The 15,066-nt window shown below is 44.2% G+C and carries 14 protein-coding genes; 6 read left to right on the top strand and 8 right to left on the bottom strand.

Annotation, left to right across the window (positions count from 1 at the left end; genetic code table 11):
• Nucleotides 1-79 precede the first annotated feature (79 nt).
• Nucleotides 80-706, bottom strand: coding sequence for a mechanosensitive ion channel domain-containing protein (locus SPL68_RS10855; RefSeq protein WP_323815160.1), 627 nt, complete (start codon nucleotides 704-706; stop codon nucleotides 80-82).
• Between the two features lie 113 nt (nucleotides 707-819).
• Between SPL68_RS10855 and SPL68_RS10850 the strand changes: the two genes are divergently transcribed.
• From SPL68_RS10850 to SPL68_RS10840, 3 genes are all read left to right on the top strand, one after another.
• Complete coding sequence (locus SPL68_RS10850) at nucleotides 820-1,548, top strand: glycerophosphodiester phosphodiesterase (protein ID WP_323815159.1); 729 nt, start codon at nucleotides 820-822, stop codon at nucleotides 1,546-1,548.
• Between the two features lie 332 nt (nucleotides 1,549-1,880).
• On the top strand, nucleotides 1,881-2,522 hold the full coding sequence (locus SPL68_RS10845) for a class D sortase (protein ID WP_323815158.1): 642 nt from the start codon (nucleotides 1,881-1,883) through the stop codon (nucleotides 2,520-2,522).
• A 10-nt stretch (nucleotides 2,523-2,532) separates the two neighbouring features.
• The gene (locus tag SPL68_RS10840) at nucleotides 2,533-3,081 is read left to right on the top strand and encodes a hypothetical protein (RefSeq protein ID WP_323815157.1); all 549 of its coding nucleotides are present in this window, start codon (nucleotides 2,533-2,535) and stop codon (nucleotides 3,079-3,081) included.
• 68 nt (nucleotides 3,082-3,149) lie between these two features.
• On the opposite strand, the gene SPL68_RS10835 is transcribed toward SPL68_RS10840, so the two are convergent.
• Nucleotides 3,150-3,656, bottom strand: a complete 507-nt coding sequence (locus SPL68_RS10835; RefSeq protein ID WP_323815156.1) for a YgjP-like metallopeptidase domain-containing protein — start codon at nucleotides 3,654-3,656, stop codon at nucleotides 3,150-3,152.
• Nucleotides 3,657-4,034: 378 nt separating this feature from the next.
• Here SPL68_RS10835 and SPL68_RS10830 point away from each other — a divergent pair, with 378 nt between their 5' ends.
• From SPL68_RS10830 to SPL68_RS10820, 3 genes are read left to right on the top strand one after another with little or no spacing between them, the layout of a single operon-like run.
• Nucleotides 4,035-5,492, top strand: coding sequence for an undecaprenyl-phosphate glucose phosphotransferase (locus tag SPL68_RS10830; RefSeq protein ID WP_323815155.1), 1,458 nt, complete (start codon nucleotides 4,035-4,037; stop codon nucleotides 5,490-5,492).
• On the top strand, nucleotides 5,476-6,669 hold the full coding sequence (locus tag SPL68_RS10825) for a hypothetical protein (RefSeq protein WP_323815154.1): 1,194 nt from the start codon (nucleotides 5,476-5,478) through the stop codon (nucleotides 6,667-6,669). The genes SPL68_RS10830 and SPL68_RS10825 overlap by 17 nt, the downstream gene beginning before the upstream one ends.
• A gap of 39 nt (nucleotides 6,670-6,708) precedes the next feature.
• Nucleotides 6,709-7,854: a polysaccharide pyruvyl transferase family protein gene (locus tag SPL68_RS10820; RefSeq protein ID WP_323815153.1), complete on the top strand. Its 1,146-nt coding sequence runs from the start codon at nucleotides 6,709-6,711 to the stop codon at nucleotides 7,852-7,854.
• A gap of 24 nt (nucleotides 7,855-7,878) precedes the next feature.
• On the opposite strand, the gene SPL68_RS10815 is transcribed toward SPL68_RS10820, so the two are convergent.
• The 6 genes from SPL68_RS10815 to SPL68_RS10790 all read right to left on the bottom strand — a co-directional run bounded on the left by SPL68_RS10815 (nucleotide 7,879) and on the right by SPL68_RS10790 (nucleotide 15,066).
• Nucleotides 7,879-9,075: a glycosyltransferase family 4 protein gene (locus SPL68_RS10815; RefSeq protein WP_323815152.1), complete on the bottom strand. Its 1,197-nt coding sequence runs from the start codon at nucleotides 9,073-9,075 to the stop codon at nucleotides 7,879-7,881.
• Nucleotides 9,076-9,097: 22 nt separating this feature from the next.
• Entirely contained in the window at nucleotides 9,098-10,588 is a 1,491-nt protein-coding gene (locus tag SPL68_RS10810; RefSeq protein WP_323815151.1) for an oligosaccharide flippase family protein, read from the bottom strand.
• Nucleotides 10,589-10,645: 57 nt separating this feature from the next.
• A complete protein-coding gene (locus SPL68_RS10805) occupies nucleotides 10,646-11,233 on the bottom strand; it encodes a WecB/TagA/CpsF family glycosyltransferase (RefSeq protein WP_323815150.1) in 588 nt (195 codons plus the stop codon).
• 218 nt (nucleotides 11,234-11,451) lie between these two features.
• Entirely contained in the window at nucleotides 11,452-12,555 is a 1,104-nt protein-coding gene (locus tag SPL68_RS10800) for a glycoside hydrolase family 5 protein (RefSeq protein WP_323815149.1), read from the bottom strand.
• Complete coding sequence (locus SPL68_RS10795; protein ID WP_323815148.1) at nucleotides 12,555-13,721, bottom strand: glycosyltransferase family 4 protein; 1,167 nt, start codon at nucleotides 13,719-13,721, stop codon at nucleotides 12,555-12,557. Before SPL68_RS10795 ends, SPL68_RS10800 begins: the two co-directional genes overlap by 1 nt.
• Entirely contained in the window at nucleotides 13,711-15,066 is a 1,356-nt protein-coding gene (locus SPL68_RS10790) for a polysaccharide biosynthesis protein GumE (protein ID WP_323815147.1), read from the bottom strand. The genes SPL68_RS10795 and SPL68_RS10790 overlap by 11 nt, the downstream gene beginning before the upstream one ends.

Genomic DNA, 15,066 nt, shown 5'->3' with positions numbered 1-15,066 from the left:
GGCGAAAGTTGTACATAAAAAAACGGGCGATGATTTTTCATCGCCCGTTTTTTTATGCTGTTAATTTTTCAGAGGTTCACTAGCTGTGTTGTTTGGTTTTTACCCTTTCATCCATACGCATTTGCTCATTGGGCAGCGCAGTCAAATCCTCTGCGTTTTCGGCGATAGGCTCAACGATGGGGTGATCAATTTTTAACACAGCTTTTTGCAAAATCAGCGTGTTAGGGTAGGTGATCAAGTTGCCATCTTCCCGTTTCATGATGACATGGAACATGCTGATTTCAACAATAACCCCGCTCATATCATCATCTTTATCCAACACTTTTATGCGGTCGCCCACCTTATAGGGAAAGCCGAAAAAGATGATCATGCTGGCGGTCACGTTGCTCAGAATCGACCACTGGGCAAATAGGGCGACGCCAACTACTGCAAAAATAGACGATAGAAAAACTGAAATCTCGCTATAGCCTAATCCCACAATCAAACACATCACCACTATGCAGAGGAACACCATGCCGATGTTCATCAGGCGGGTCATGTAAAGCACACGCAAATCACCCAGTGCGCGGCGCACACTGACATCGTGAATAATCTTGTTCAATAATTTGGCAGCTAAGTAAAAGACCAGTATACAAATGGCAACAGCGAGTAATTTTGATACTACTGAATGACTAATAAACTCTTCTAAACGGGGAAAACTTTCCACACTGATACCTGCGTTGATGATTCAAGGGACGACTGCCATACTTCGGCGACCGTAAAATTTCCAACTAACTATCGTCCGGCATTATAACGGCCGAATGACTGAACGAGTGCTTTATGAACTTACCATCTTCTGATCAATTACTATGCATCGCCCATCGCGGCGGCCCGCAGTTTGCTAATGCCGCTTTACCTGAAAACAGTTTGGCAGCGATTGGACGAGCATTGGAGTTAGGCGTTTATGCCGTTGAAGTTGATGTATTTCAGATTGAGGGAGAACTGTTAGTGACTCACGACCGTCGCTTGGGGCGAGTGGTTTCAGGTGAAGGTTTAATTGCTGATCACTCATTGAGCTATTTGCGCGAGCAGCGCTTGGATAACGGTGAGCCCATTCCAAACTTGCAGCAAGTATTGGAACTCGTGGGGGATAAAGCGCTGCTTAATATTGAAATCAAAGGCGCAAACTGTGTTCCTGCCTTGAAACGAATTTTGGATGATTATGTAAGTTCGTATCAGGGGAGTTACGAGCAATACCTTGTTTCCAGTTTCGACCACCAGCAATTATTTCAATCGCTACAGGTATTGCCGCAAGTAAAACGTGGCGTATTAATAGAAGGGATTCCGCTCGATTACTCCGCCTGTTGTGTGCCGCTAGAGGCTTACTCCTTCAACACCCATTTAAGTTTTATTACTCCTGAGTTGATTTTGGATGCACGGCAGCGTGGTTTAAAAAACTGGGTTTATACGGTAAATCACGAAGACGATTGGCGTTTAATGACAGCGCTTGGTGTCGATGCCGTCTTTACCGATAAGCCTGACTTGCTGCTTGATTTCTTAAAAGGCTAATAAAACTTTTAAATATTTAAAAAAATCTTAAAAAAACAATAAGAAATAAAAACTTTAAAAAAGATTATTCATGCGACATTTTTCCTTTTTTGTTTGGATTTGTTGTGTCGTCGTAAGTTTTATAGTCTAGTATTTTTTGATACTGATACGGCTATCCTTTACATCAAAGTGAACTAATCGCAATGGATCGCTTTTCCCACGACAAATTGCCTTTAATAAAAGCGCCTATCAAAAAAGCGCTTTTCAAAAAAAAATCCGGAGCAAAGGTTCATCGTGCTCTGGAGTCTTTCTGTTGGGTGTTTGGTGTTGGTTTGTTGGGGTATGCGCTGACAATGAAAACTTTGGAGGTTCATGCCTCCCAAGAGGGGATTGCACAATTTCAATCCGCTCTGGAGTTGGCACAAAATGAAACGCAAGAAAATCCAGCTCCGTCTTCATTTGTCGTCGTCATGGATCAGCCAGATACTTCATCGCTTGCACTGGATGACAAAAAATTAAATTCCATTGATAAGTCGCTGTGGAATCAAAAACGTATCAATCAATTTAATGAAATACAAAAAACCAATAAAGATACTCCCATCGCTTTATTGCAGATAGAAAACGTGAATATTCTGGCTCCTGTGTATAACAATACATCGGACTTCAATTTGAATCGCGGCGCTGGTTGGATTGAAAACACTGCGATGATCAATGAAAGTGGCAATATTGGAATTGCAGCGCATCGCGATAGCTTTTTTCGTGGGCTGAAAGATATTAAGAAAGGGCATCAAATATCCTTGCAAACCCTTTCGGGAAAACGATTTTTTACCGTCACAGAAACAAAAGTTGTTGAGCAAACACAAGTGGATGTGCTGGGACCAACTGATAACAATCAGTTGACCCTGGTGACTTGCTACCCTTTTTACTATGTCGGAAGTGCGCCGCAGCGCTTTATTGTTACGGCCACGGAAGATCTTTCACTGCAACCACGTTAAGGAGTTACTTATGAAATTATCATCAATGTTGCGTTCTACTGCTGTAGGTGTTGCCCTGTTATCCAGCTCCTCGCTGTGGGCAGCTGAATGTTCTGATGTTGTGTGGAGTGCGGATACACTGGCTAAATACCCGAATATTGGCAGTGTGTGTAAATCCGTTGTAGAAAAAGATGGCAAGCAGTACGTTGAGGGTGAAGCGAAATTTATCAGTATTCGCAGTGGTAAAGCACATTTAAAGTTTAAGCATAGTGACGGTTCTTATGGTGATACTTTTGAAACCAGAACTATTCCCGATGATTTCCGAATCATGTTAGACGGCAAATCAACCTCGATACATAGAATTCCACGTGATGCTGTCTTGACTGTATATGTACCCGTAGATCGTTTCGGTATGGTTCCTGACCTTAGCAATACTGCAAGTGTGGTTGATCTGGATGAGGCTGCAGAGCCAGCAATGCCACACACCGCATCTGCCATCCCATTGTTGGGTGCTCTTGGTGCATTTGCTTGCATGATGGGCTTGGTGTTGACAGGCCTGCGTCGCTATCGCCGCCAGTAATCATTTAAGTTTTTTCGTTAGTCAAAAGGGGGCTATTTTTTAGCCCCCTTTGTTTTTGTGTTTTTGTGTTAGTTGTAAATTTTCCCGAATAAATCCAAGTGTGTGAGATACAAGCGCAAATCGAATTCATACTGGTGGTAGTTAGCTTCCATGTGCTGGCAGAGCTGATAAAAAGCTTTGTTATGTTCTTTTACTTTGAAATGTGCAAGCTCGTGAACGACGATCATCCGTAAAAATGCTTCTGGCGCGGTGCGAAACACACTGGCGATTTTGATTTCGTTAATCGTTTTTAATTTTCCTCCTTGTACGCGGCTGATGTAGTCATGCTGGCCAAGCGCATGCTGAATAACCTTTATCTTACTGTCGTAATTCACCTTACTTAGCGGTTGGGTTTTACCCATGTATTCGGCTTTGATGCTTTGGGCGTACTCATAAAGAGCAGAATCGGTGCGCACGTCATGAGTGTGCGGATAGCGTCTCAGCAATACATCCTTCAAGCGTCCGTCATCTATTAGTCGCTGAACCTGTGTTAGGGTTTCATCAGTGTAGCCTGTGAGATATTTCAAAGTCATCATTAGAAAAGTGTCTGTTTATTGAAAATGTAAATTATATCGACAATTTTAGTTTTCATCAGAAATTGATAATTATGGTGGGCTTTTTTGGTGATCTATTGCGATATCTTGGGGCGATTTAATTGGGCTACTTAGCACAAAAGTTCAGGTGACAATGCTTAACGCGACATGGTTTACATAATGTCCGCAGAAAAATAAAAAAATTTGAAATTTTGCTCAAAACTGATCTGAAAGTATTTGGTGGCAAAGGTATTGGCCTAATAAATGCTAAGTATTTTTGAGGAAGAGTTAAATAAGTACCTTCAGAGTACTGTGAGCTTGTTGATCATACACGCTGGCCGATATGTGCTGGTATTACGTAGTAACTTGCATGGAGGTAGTATGAGTAACCCATCGGTCGAAGGGGCAGTTGTCAGCCCTGTTACCTTATCAAATGAACCACCTGTCGTTCGTTTTCATCATTCGAAAATTCTCGCTTTATTTCGCGCTATTGATAGTCTTCTTATCGTTTTTTTGCTCTGGCTTCCCTTGAATTTTATGGGGTTGGAGTGGAGTAATATTTACACTGTGTTTGCAATTAGTACCGTTATTATTTTTGGTTTTTTCGCCGAAAGTAATGAGGTGTATTATTTGTGGCGCGGACATTCAATGTCTGATTTGGCGATTCGTTTATTGCTCGCGTGGGTTGCCACAGTCTTATTTATTTCTCTCGCGTTTGTATTGGTAAATCCATTTATCGATCTTGGTGTGTGGGCGCTAGCAACATGGGTAGTCACAACACCAGTAGTGATGATTGCAATGCACATCGGGCGGCGGGTAATTCTTGCAAAGCTGCGTGCAAATCCTACAGAACCGCGTCGTGTCGCTATTGTTGGTGCAAATGAATTGGGTATGCGCCTGATTAACTCCATGTCAGTAATGCCTTGGCTCGGCTACAAAATGATAGGGTTTTATGATGATCGCGCGCCTAATGACGATGCTGGTCGTCGCTTGTTTGGAAATAATATTGAAATAAAAGGAGGCTTGGATGCTCTCTATCAAGATGCACATGATGGAAAGCTGGATATCGTGTTTATTGCGTTGCCCATGCGTGCTGAGTTGCGTATGCATTCAGTGATTGACCGTCTTGCAGATACAACTGTCTCGCCTTATGTCATTCCCGATGTATTCAGTTTTGATCTGCTCCATTCTCGCTTGACCTGTTTACAAGGGATTCCCGCGTTAAGTATTTATGATTCACCTCTGGTTGATAATGGTTGGGCAAAACGCTTGGAAGATTTAGTGCTGGGCTTAGGAATTTTGGCGGTACTTGCAATTCCCATGTTGATTGTTGCCATTGGTGTAAAAATTACTTCGCCAGGGCCCATTTTTTTCAAACAGACTCGCTATGGAATGGGCGGTGAAAAAATCAAAGTGTGGAAATTTCGCTCCATGACTGTTTGTGAAGATGGCCCTAATGTCGCCCAAGCTAAAAAACAAGATGCGCGCATTACGCCATATGGAAACTTCTTGCGTAGAACCTCATTGGATGAGTTGCCGCAATTATTTAATGTGATCTCTGGCAGCATGTCGCTTGTTGGGCCGCGTCCACACGCGGTTGCGCACAATGAATTTTATCGTGGGCAAATTAAGGGCTATATGCTGCGCCATAAAGTGAAACCGGGCATCACTGGTTTGGCACAAGTGAATGGGTTTCGTGGTGAAACAGAAACACTCGACAAGATGTCTGGTCGTATTGCTTATGATCTTGAATACATTCGCAATTGGTCGGTAATGCTGGATATAAAAATCTTGTGGAAAACTATTTTCAAAGGGTTCGTGAATGCCAACGCTTACTAACAGTTATGTTAGGTTGCTAATTTTTTTACGAAGCAATACTTCATTCTGTTTGGCTTCTTTAAGATGGTTGTCACTGGCAAGTGTAGCGTTGTTAAGTTTACAAGTTAATGCTGGGAATATAAGCGCGAGAGCTGAATACTCCGCGCTTTATGATAGTAACTTTTCACGCTCTGAAGTTGAGCAAGATGAAACGATTAAGATTGCTGCATTAAAAGTAAATGCTGATCAAAAATTTAGTAAACAGAATATTTCTGCCATTTTGCAATTTAATCAACTTGATTACGAAACTGACAAAAGTTTGGATTCGTCTTATGCAACAGGAGAGTTTAATTGGCAAGGGCAGATGGCAAAAAAAATTTTATTTGATGCTAATGCTACAAGGGATGCTTATGCGGTTGATCCATTGGAGTATAAAGAAAAGGACATAATTACCAGAAATGAGTATTTTGCCAGAGTTGGTTATGGCTCTCGCGAAAAGCTTTCTGTCTGGATTGGTGGTGTGAATATTAAACAAAATCACAGCGCTTATGAACGGGAGATTTTGGATTTTGAGCAGCCAGCTGCTGTTGTAGAAATAACTATGTTTCAATCACAGAAATTACAGCATAACCTCTCTTTTACAAAAGGGGAGCGCTCATATAAAACGGGTATGAATATTCAGGGTAATATTATTGATTTTGATTTTAGTGAAATTGAGTATGACCTTGATTGGAAAATGAGTGAACGAAATCAGATTTCACTTGGAGTGGCAGGATTTGAGCGCGAAGGTGACATTAATAGCGATACCGGTCTTCTGGCCAATGTGCGGTGGATGTGGAAGCCTCGCTCCAAACTGTCATTGCTTTTGGGATTTGATCTTAACCAACCAGCTGCTGGTGAGGAAATTGAAACACCAACAGAGGTAAGGAATACCTCTGTTGGTGCTCGCTGGCAGCTATCAGATCGCTGGCGTTTAGAGGCTGATTTTTTGCATTCAGAGCAAGATTACATTAATCAAACAACGTATGAAGAGCGGGGTGAAAAGTGGCAGCGATGGCGCCCATTGGTCATTATCTATTCTGGTCCAAAATGGTTTTCGGCACGATTGGAAACTGAATTGTATGAGCGTCGCTCCAGCGCTGTTTATAGGGTGTATGAGGGAACAGTTGTTAACCTGGCACTTGCAGCTAAATTTTAGTGACAACTTACTTACCGTTGATTTTTGCTGAGGTGTTGAATGAATATTGCCGTTTTCAATGTAAAGTTTAGTAATAACGTAGGTGATGGAATAGTCGCTGAAACAACGGAGTATTTGCTTTCCTCTCTTGCGAGCGAAAGCACAATATCGACGTTCGATTTAGGAGGAAGAAATGAATACGGTGATACTGGTATAAAAGCGCCGTCCACCTTGAAAAAGACATTTAGTTCGGTTGTGAAATTCTTGCCCGTATGGTTATCAGATCGGTTGCGCCAAAGAGTAACCTATACATTGCTAAAGCGAGATATTATCCCTCGTTGGCGGGAAGAGATTAAAAAATGTGATCGTTTGGTTATTGGTGGCGGACACTTAATTTCAGATGCTGAGCTATATTTTCCTCTTCGATTGCACGCCATTATCAAGTTAGCAGTTGAATTAAAAAAACCGATTTATTTGCATGCAGTCGGTGTGTCTAATCCGGAGCATTTTTCGGCTATGGGACGGAAATTGTTCCTCGATATATTTAAAGATAATCCTTATCTTCATTACGTCTCAGTAAGAGATGAATTATCGAAAAAATATTGGAGTAGCATTTTTGGCGGTACTGTATCTGTTGTGCCAGACCCTGGAAACTTCACTCGTGAAACCTATTTTTGTTTTCCTTCGGTTGACTCAACCAGAGGAGTTGTTGGTGTTGGTGTGATGGCATCAGGCTTGGTGGTAAATGATACTCCAGGGAATCACACAAAAGTGGTGTTGTCAGTAGCTGATTATGTAGCTTTAGGGAAACGGCTGTTGGATTTGGGTTTTACACCTCTGTACTTTACAAATGGCTCACCAGAAGATGAATCTGTATTAAATGATATCAAGGAGAAAATTTTTGATATGGATAGAGCAATCTTTGCTGAGCGCCCTTTGGTTCCTGAAGATTTGGTAAAGATAATATGCCGTTGTGAAAAAATTATTGCTTACAGACTGCATGCTTGCATTGTTGCAACATCTATTGGTGTTCCTGTAATTGGTCTGGCTTGGGATAAAAAACTGTCTTCATATTTTGAAGGTATTGGTGCTGAGGATCGGGTTTGCACATCATTTGATGTTGATAAAGTTATTAACCAATTAGTAGCGCTGGAGCCGGTAACGGTAGATTTTAATAAAAGTGCTTATATGAAGTTGGTGAGTTAAAAATCCAGTGAATATAGCTATCGTCTAGTGACGATAGCTATTGCACAACTGCGTAAGTGCATGTTCGTATTTTTGTGTGTCTATAATTTCTTGCATCTGTATTCTGCAGTACTTCTTTTTATTCGTTAGTTTCATTCTGTTGTCATAGGCCGATTTTAAATGGTCTGCTGCTGTTTGGACGCTTGCGTCTGCCCATGTCGCATCTTTGAATTCTTGAAACTCAGGGTGGCTTGAATTAACAGGAATGGGGATATAGTCAACCATAAAACTATTGTCTTCAGTGCAAAAATCCATATTGCCAGACCATGCTGTTGCAAGTGGTGGTGTATTTAGTAGCAATGCTTCCGCAATGGTGAGACCAAACCCCTCCGAGCGATGAAGGGAAGCGTAGATATCCGCGCTTGAGATTAATCCCAAAATATCTTTTTTGCTCCAGTGAGAGTCAATCAAAATAATATTGGGGAACCCGTCAATCGACGCCAGTAGTAACTTTTTCTCTTCGCTATCATTCCCTGAGTTTGACTTGAGTACTAGAAAGGCATTATCGGTACTCGTAAAAGCTTTCTTGAATGCCGATATTAATCCCATAGGATTTTTACGTTCCATCGCACTTCCAAAACTAAAAATGTTAGTGACCATAAATGCATCTTCGGGGATGTTTAATCGTGTGCGAATATCCCTGCTTGGTTCTTCAGGTGCAACCGGGTGAGTCACTGTCAGTACTGGCTCGTCAGTGTAGCGTTTAATAGTGTCGGTGGTGAATTTTGACGGTGTCATTATTGCATTCATATAGGCAGTTGCTTTTATCCATTCAGCAGGTATGGCCTCCAATTCCCAAGCCCAATAACCGATATTGAATGTGCGTTTAAATTGCTCTGCACCCATCTGTAATATCACTGGAGGCAACATGGGGGGATTTAAGTGGTAGATGCGACAGTTGATTTCTTCTTTGGGTATTGTGTTATTCCATGACCATTCACACTCAGTCGGCTTTCGAAAAAACGTTTCCACACTGGTGCAATTAACCTGATAGCCATCCTCCTCTAATTGTTGCACACACAATCTTGCTGATTCTGCAATGCCGGAGATGCTGTGAAAAAATCCAATTACTTCAATACGTAATTGGGGTTGTGATGGTAAGGGTGCATTGCTTTTGGGAATGATGCGCTGTAATACCTGCGCGCGTATTTTTCGATACAAATGACGAGCTATTTGCTTCATACCTTTGCTCTTCTTTGTTGGGTTAGTTGAATCGCATCAAAAATTGAATTCGTTGCAATAAAGGTGATAGGCCTTTTGGTAAAAGCCCCATACATTCTTGTAAAAAATTGCGTGTTTCGTTGCGGAAAATTAAAGCGCCTAATAGAACGTAACTAATAGCCCCTGTTATGCCGATGATTATGATGCTTAAAATAGTTGGTAATGTTTCAGGCAGCGTATTTTTTACTAATAGGCAGATGCCGAACATAATTCCTGCGGTGAGATGGCTCGGCCATAGCACGTTGAAAATATTTACAAGCCCGCAACGAAATATATGTTGAAACAGTAATAGGCTAACTATTCCACTGATGTAATTGATAACAACATAAGCGATGGCGGCGTAAATTATTCCATAGGGTATTAATAGATAGCCTGTAAGGAGGGTAATAAATAATGTGCAGAGCATATTGATTAGCACCCAGTGGGATTTGCTCTCGGCGGTGAGCGTGGCGTTAACTTGCATGCGTATCGCCAGTGGCGCTGAACCTAATGCCAACCAACTCATGAGCTCGCCACTACTGTGCCATTTTTCGCCAAAAACCAATGCAATAAAATCCTCAGCTATAGCAGCAGTTCCAAAAAATACTGGCAATATCACAAAACAGTTCAGGCGCAGAATTCGTAATGTGGCTTGTGCTTTCGCGAACTGGGTTTCCATTCTTGCCAAAACCGGAATAGTAGTTTGTTCAAGAGGGCGGATAATAATTTCCTGCATCACAAAGAGTGCTCTTCCTGCCACTCGATAAATTCCCAATGCAATTGGTCCAAGGATGATGCCTACCATAAACTCAACGAGGGATACACATAATGTATTTATAGTTTGTGCGAGTACCATGGGGCTAGAAAGACGAAGCGCTTCGCGTGCCCGAATAGATGAAAAATATTTTTGTGGTCGCCAGTGTGCGCCTATTAGTGTTAATAGGGTCACAATCGTTTGGCTGCATAGTTGTTGTGCTACCAGCGCCCAAACGCCATAGCCTTTGAGCGCCAAATAGACACCAATCACACTGGAAATAATACTGGAGCTAATCGAGCGTATCGCTATAGTTTTAAATTGCATTTCGCGTCGCAGCTTTCCATCAGGTATTACTTTAATAGCTTCCAGCATAAATATTATAGATAAAACTTGTAATATGGATGCTGCGGCAGGGGCGTAGAGTGTTTTGGTTAGCGGCACACCAAGTAAGAGTACGAGTCCGGTAATAAATATGCCGTACAATAATGAAAGATAAAAGCAGGTCGATGCGTAATCATCTCCCCAGTCTTTGCGTTGCACTATGCTGATTGATAGACCACCATTGATTAATATTTTTCCTGTTTCAACAATCAGCAGCGAAAATACAACCAAGCCAATTTCATCGGGTGATAACAGGCGAGAGATAATAATAAAAACAATAAAGCTGACAATGCTCATGCTGCTGGCAGATAAACTCATCCACGCTGCGCTTGATCCTAATCGTTTTTGCATGCTCATAATATTGGTGGTGCCGCCTCTGTTTTTTAAGTTAGTTACTATCACAGTCGATAGGCGTCATCCATTGGGTTGTTTGATCGATTCAGTGCGATCACCCATGCGTAAACACAGCACTAAAAATTGTACAATGTCGATGGTATAGCGCCGCAGCAGCCGCGTAGGTTCAAGGCATAAACGGTAAAACCATTCCATTCGTAGCCGCTGTACCAATTTGGGTGCGCGCGCTTTATCGCCGGCTAAAAAATCAAATAGTGCGCCGACCCCCATTAGCAACTGCGCGTTTAGTTTGTGGCGATTTTGCAATATCCATTGCTCTTGATAGGGGTTTCCCATTGCGACCAGAATGACAGTGGCGTTGCTTTGGTTGATGTTTTCAATTAGCTCAGCAGTATTTTTTGCTTCATCGTAGCCATTGCGCACACCGACTATATTTACATCGTATTGGCTGCTGAGGCAGGCTGCGGCACGTTGTGCAATTCCCGGTTTTGCTCCCAACAAAAATACTTTCGCATTTTCACCCATCTGTTGTAATAAATAGGGGGTAAAGTCAGTTCCATTTAAATTTTCAATAAAACGTTGGCCATGGACTAATTGGCTGGCGATATCCATACCTATGCCATCGTTCACAATGATGGTGTCAGCCATTGTCATCTGTGTTTTTAGTGATTGGCATTGCACAACAAAATTGGTGTTAGCAAAAAAAAGTGTCTGTTGTTGCTGGTGCATTTTTTTTTGTAACAAATGAACAAGAGGAGCTGCGGTAGTGCGCAACACTGGAAAGCCGCCGATCATAAGTAGAGCCTGATCATTTTTGTTTATGTTCACGCTGTCCATTTACTGCACCCTCATTTTGCTAAATATGGTTAGTGACTTGTGGCATTGGGAGCTTGCAATGTTGATGCGCTGGAGAAATTTTGATTTTCACTTGTTTGATTATTTTGATTGCGAAAGAAATGCGCTTTCAAAATTGGCCATTGCGGAACATCTGGTTTGCTGGGGCCGTTTAATGCCAGTGCATAATTTCCCCACCAGCTTCCTGATGCCCAGTATGTCCATCCGCGCCAGCCATCGGCATCCATTAGTTCTACAAAACGGGTGAGTGTTTCCAAACAGTTGTTGCTTTGTGGTACGCCAAACTCCCCGAGAAACAATTGCTGCTCATGTTCCAGTGCCCATTGGCGAATACGTTCAAATTTACTATTGAATTCATCTGCTGGACGACAATCGGTACTCGTGATTGATTCGTGCATACCGGAATAATTTTCATTGGTATATTGATGTACTTCAATTACCGTGCGCTTGAGTGGGTCTGTTAAATCCTGAAAGTGACTTGCGTTGCTGGCTTCTGCTCCCGCAAACCAATCGTGCAGTCCACTCCAGCCGCCGCCAGCGACAAAAATCATGTGGTCTACTTTGGCTTCACGCAGTGCCAGTACTGTGCGCTTTGCAATGGCTGCCCACTCGGCAATTGAGATGTGGGCGGGTTCGTTCATCAAGCCCAGAATTACGTTATCGGCATCAGGAAACTCGGTTGCAAGAGCAATCCAAAAATTAATAAAGGCTTGCTCCAATACCACATCGCCTGCAAGAGTATCGGTCAGTTTGTTGTCGTAATATTCCGCGTAGTTGTGCACATCCAGCAACACACAAAGCCCATTGGCTTTTGCTCGATCAATCGCAACTCGTAAATAGTTCAATTCAGTTTTGTTTAATTCGCCATTGGGCGCTGCTTGGACTCGCTCCCATAAAAATGGAAAGCGAATAATATTGGCTCCTTGTTCGGCGATATAGATAATTTCTGCTTCACTCGGATAGGTGTAATCAGTAAAGACTTTGCCCGGCAGTGTAGTGTGACCAAATTCTGCACCTGCCAGATTGACGCCTCTGAGTCGTGGTTGATCGAGACAACCTGCCTGCACACCATGAGCCAGTAATAAAACTACAATTAATGTGAAGAATCTGTTCATTAGCTCGCCGCTCGCAGTTGGTGATAAAGCGCTAAATAGCGATCAGCGACCGCAGGCCAGGCGTAGCGTCGGGAGAATGCGTGGTTGTCTTTGCGGCGTGCCTGATAGGCCGCTTCACCTTGGGCGTGCAAGTGCAAAAGTTTGCTGATGACTTGCCCGGCTGGGGCGTCTACTGCTGTGCAAAATCCGAGACCGGACTCATCCACCAAACGTTGGAACGGAGGAATGTCGCTGAGGATAGGAGTTAAGCCCGCACTCATTCCTTCAATCGGCGCTATGCCAAAACCTTCATGGCGTGACAGGCAGATGAAGTAGCTCGCCTGTGCCAACAATCCTTTCAATTCTGCATCGCTGGGGTTGGCTGCGAGAGTGACGGCTTGGGTGAGACCGTAATTGTCGATCTGTTGCTGAAGTTCTACTGCGCTGTGATCGTATTCGCGCCCGGCAATGATGAGTCGCCACTGGGGTTGCAAGGCGTGGAGCTGAGCGAAAAAGGCCAGCATCGGCACTAGCCCCTTGTTGCTTGACCAGCGCCCGAAATAAATCAGGCAAGGCTGCAAGCTGGGTGCGCTGGCGAGAGCGTATTTCTCAACATCGACGCCATTTTCGATCACCTGCAATTTGTTCTGCGGCATGATCTGGCTGAATAGATTGCCGTCATTTGCGCTGGTGGCAACCACCTGATTGTAGGCGTTGCCGGATAGTCGGGTGATGCTTTGAAAGTAAGCCTGCTTGGCGCGTGAGGCAAAGCTGGTGTGAAAGAAGCCGCCGTGGGTAGAGAGAATCAGTGGGCGGCGGTGCAGCCATTTAGTGGCGGCGAGAAAATCGTAGAAGAAATCTACACCGTGAACGTGAATCACATCGCTGTCGCGCAAGTATTTCAGCACGCCAGGGCAGATGGGGTAGCGGCTGGAGCCGAAGTAACCCAAGCGGATCACCTCTATACCATCGATCTCTTCACGTGCGGGCAGAGTTTGCTCCGAATTCCTGAATAGGCGATTGAGGGTGATGATACGGGTCTGCTGATTGGGTTGACGCATTTGATGGCGGGCGATATTGCGCACCACTTCTTCCATCCCACCAACTGAAGGCAGATATTGGCGCACAATGTGAACGACCTTGACTGGCTGGCTTGGCGCAGACGTGGCCGGAGAATTAATCGGCATGGCTCATGCTCCTGTTGTTTGGGGGCGATGACGAAGTCATTTGCGGGGATGATGTTGAGGCTAGGGCAGCAGCAGGGGAGAGCAGGCTACAGCCTACGAGAAACCAGAGAACTCCCGTGGTTTTAAGTGCAAAAAAGGAGGTGCCGCTCACGCAGAGGATGAGCGCAATATAAAACGACACCATAGCGCGGAAACGCTGTGCGCTTGGATCTTTGAGTGGTAACAGCCAAAAGCTAAGCCAAAGCACAAGTACCAGCGGTAAACCAAACGTATTGAGTGTGTGGGCATAGCCTGCGTCGAAAAAGTTAATAGTGTGTTTGATGCCCAGAAGCATGGGCAGATCAAATTCCATCAGCATCCAACCGGAAAAAGACAAGCGCCCTTTAAAGTCGTCGCTCGTCACCATATGCCCAGCTTCATTAGTGGCTGTGGCTCCGATAACAAGCACCCCGATAATGGCCAATAACGGCATCAGAACAAACAGATTGAGTAGCGCTCCGTGTACCAGTAGGCGAATAAGAATGAGTAGGGCGATGGTTAGTAATGCAAAGCGGGAGTCGCACAGCACCATTATTATCAGGGCGGCAACAACGAAGAAAACGCCTTCGCGCCAACGTGACGCAGGGCGACATAAACCCCAAGCTGCGCTGATGGTCGCGAAATTGCCCATAGCGATAGGCTCCAAAAATACCGAGGAGACACGATGGGGGCCAAGTAATTGCGGTAGCAAGGTTCGGCCAATGCCTTCCGGGCGCATGCCATTGCTCATCAATTTATCTTCGCGGACAAAAATGTCGGCACCAACATTCACTGCTCCCATGTTGACGTAGTAGCTATAAATATCGAACCAGCGGGTGTAGTAATCGAGCAGCAATGCCTCGAAGAGCCCCATGATCAGCACTACCCAAATGGCCATTTTGAATGCACGATCAGCCGTTTCTGTTCGTCCAATATTGCAGCCCAACCAGAAGTAACAGAGCGGCATGGCCAGATCGCGGAAGGATTTGATATTTACCTGCTGGGTGATTAGCCAGATCAGGGAGAGAAGGGCCAGACTAATTGCTCCGAGCATAAGGACGCCGGGCAATACGCGGCGCAGTAGTAATGGGACGCATATCAACAGAATTAAGGCTTCAGACGCACCCAGCAGAGTGCGGTTAAGCGGCATGATGGTGCTGTTGATAAAGCAGAGTGCCCCCTGATAGCAGACGGTGGCGACTATGATTATGCAGGCGAGCCGCTCATCGCTCAGCCACGGGCGAGCCCCTGCCATTTGCAGTGGTGCAGGCGCTACTGGCGAAGCCGTTGGCGCGCTGGCGAATTGCGGTTTTGGCGAGTAGTTCAT

It is taken from the genome of Cellvibrio chitinivorans (assembly GCF_035117775.1).
In the GTDB taxonomy this organism is placed as follows: Bacteria; Pseudomonadota; Gammaproteobacteria; order Pseudomonadales; family Cellvibrionaceae; genus Cellvibrio; species Cellvibrio chitinivorans.
This window is presented reverse-complemented; position numbering and strand designations above follow the sequence as displayed.